General features: G+C 65.2%; 2 protein-coding genes and 1 pseudogene. All 3 read right to left on the bottom strand.

The features are described from left to right. Positions 1–52 precede the first annotated feature (52 nt). Entirely contained in the window at positions 53–883 is an 831-nt protein-coding gene (locus G6027_RS07170) for a hypothetical protein (protein ID WP_182636574.1), read from the bottom strand. Then, complete coding sequence (locus G6027_RS18690) at positions 864–1,961, bottom strand: hypothetical protein (protein WP_241726896.1); 1,098 nt, start codon at positions 1,959–1,961, stop codon at positions 864–866. The genes G6027_RS07170 and G6027_RS18690 overlap by 20 nt, the downstream gene beginning before the upstream one ends. 102 nt (positions 1,962–2,063) lie before the next feature. After that, positions 2,064–2,292, bottom strand: a pseudogene (locus G6027_RS07180) (LLM class F420-dependent oxidoreductase); the annotation flags it as partial.

Consider the following 2,292-nt stretch of genomic DNA (forward strand, 5'->3'; position numbering starts at 1 on the left):
CGCGTCACCGGCCGGGTCACCCTGCCCCGGCCGGTGACGGGGCGGAGCCAGGCTATTCACGCAGCGCAGCGAGGAGATCCTGCGCGAGGATGAATGTAGCGACGGCGACTTGTTCGGGTTCCCCGATGCCCTCTTCGGCGCGACCTGCCATGGTCGGTCCGAGAGCATCCGGACTTTGGGCGAACAGTTTGTCGAGAAAGTTGAGCGCATCTTCTGTGGTCGCTCCGCAGAGCTCGTGGGCCTGCAACCGTGAGAACACCTCGGCGAGGTCACGTGTCTCGAATGCCTGGAGGAGCCGGTAGGCATCGTGTGCGTCTTTGTCGTTGAGTCGGTGCGGGGTATCGGCTCGCTCGGCGATCTTGTGCAGTTTGGCGACCAGCAGTGCTGCGGGTCCAGCGACCCGGAGGCGGGCCCAGCGCTCATCTCGCGGATCGAGTGCGGGTACGTCCATCTCATCGTTGTCGACCATGCACGCCTCAAGTCCCCTGGCTCGGCGGGCTGCGTGCTTGGAATGCGGTGGAATTCTTGCACCGCGGGCACCTCGAGGACCCCCGCCGGCAAGCTCTTCCGGGACCATGAGGTCCACGGGTATCCCTTCTCGATTGAGCCAGGATCCTGGTTGATCGGAGCGGTAGAAGCCCGCTCGCGTCATGGCTTCGTCGAGGAGGGGCTCGTCTGCAACGGTGCGAGGGTCGAGCGCGACGTCACTGTCTTTCGTCGCTTCCGCGAGTGCAACCTGTAGTCCGCCTGTCCGGAGGTAGACGGCTTGGGCTCCGATCAGGACGAGAGAGTCCCGATGCTCGAACAATGCCTCGGCCGCGTCCAGAAGTGCCGACCGCGCCCGGACGATCAAGTCGCCATCGTCACCGCCAGGATTGTTCATGTGCCTTCATCCATTCGAGTAACTCGTTCGCCTCCGCGGGCGCCCGTCCGGGCCCGGTCATGAGGTCCACAGCCACCTGGGCCGGGCGCGCGACGGTGAGTCCCTCTAGTGCGGACATCGCGCGCTCCATGACGACCGGATACTTAGGTTCAATCAGCAACACGTTCGCTCCTGCTTCGGTGCCACGCAGCCCCCATTTCGCGGCTTCACGCTCGGCGTTTCGGACGTACACCATCGCCGACCTCGCTGGCGCGTAGGCAGCCCACGCTGCTGCTGCCACGGACCCGGTCACCGCGTAGTCAGCTTCCTTGTCCTCGCGCACGGTATCGAGAAGGTCGGACAAACCCCTGGGAGCGATCCAACGCGTCACCGTATTGGTCCGGAGAAGTTGGTAGTCGTCGCTCCACCTGCGCAGAAGAGCCACCCAGTCGGGCACAAGGAACTGGCGGTCGGGAAGCCGCTCGGCAAGCTCCTGCTCTTCGAGGAACTGCATCACCCGGTACACCGACCCCACCGAGGCCCGAGAGATGTCGGCGAGTTCGCGCACGCGCCACGGGCCGGGGATATCAACGAGCGCTCGGACCACCTTTGCGGCGGGTTCTCCCTTCAGGGTGCCCCTCGGACGCCCCGGCCCTCGCCAGGGATCACTGTCGGCACCTCGATCCGATAGGAAGAAGGCGGGAGAAGAGGACCGGACCCTCATATTTCCCGTCGCGTCGATGTACGAAATTCCCGCTTCGTCGAGCCGCGTACGGTCGGCAGGCGCGAGATAACGAGTCACCACCAGACACGCCCTGCTCGGCACCTGGGCCATACTCTCGCCACACCTCTCCCGAAGCGACGGTATGTCTCGGGCTACGACGGCGTTCTTGACGGTGACGCAGAACCTAGCGGTGCTCCCATCAGGAGCTACGACGATCATCAGAGACTCAGCGCCGCCAAGGGACGATGATGTAGCAGCCTGGCTTACATCGATCTCCCACTCAGCCGGGACTCTCGCACGGAGCGCTTCGGCCGCCGAGTTGACGAGTTCCACCTCCGAGAGTGGTCTGGAACTTGGCGTGCTGCCGACGGTCATGTTCAGAGAATAGCCGCATTCCGAAACCAACGGAAGGCGGGAGTTTGCTGAATCCGTCCAGCCGCTGGCCCCTTACGCTCCTCGGTTGAGACTCACCTCCCCCTACACCTGCCGCGCAACCTCCGAGGCGACCAGCTCCAGGTGGTCGAGGTCGGACATGTCGAGCATCTGCAGGTAGATGCGCCTCGCACCGATCGCCGCGTACCGGCCGATGGTGTCCACCACCTGGTCCGGGGTTCCGGCCGCGCCGTTGGCCCGCAGCTCGTCGACGTCCCGACCGATGGCGGCGGCGCGGCGGGCGAGCTCCGCCTCGTCGCGGCCGCAACACAGG

Source organism: Dietzia sp. SLG310A2-38A2 (assembly GCF_014145095.1).
Lineage (GTDB): Bacteria > Actinomycetota > Actinomycetes > Mycobacteriales > Mycobacteriaceae > Dietzia.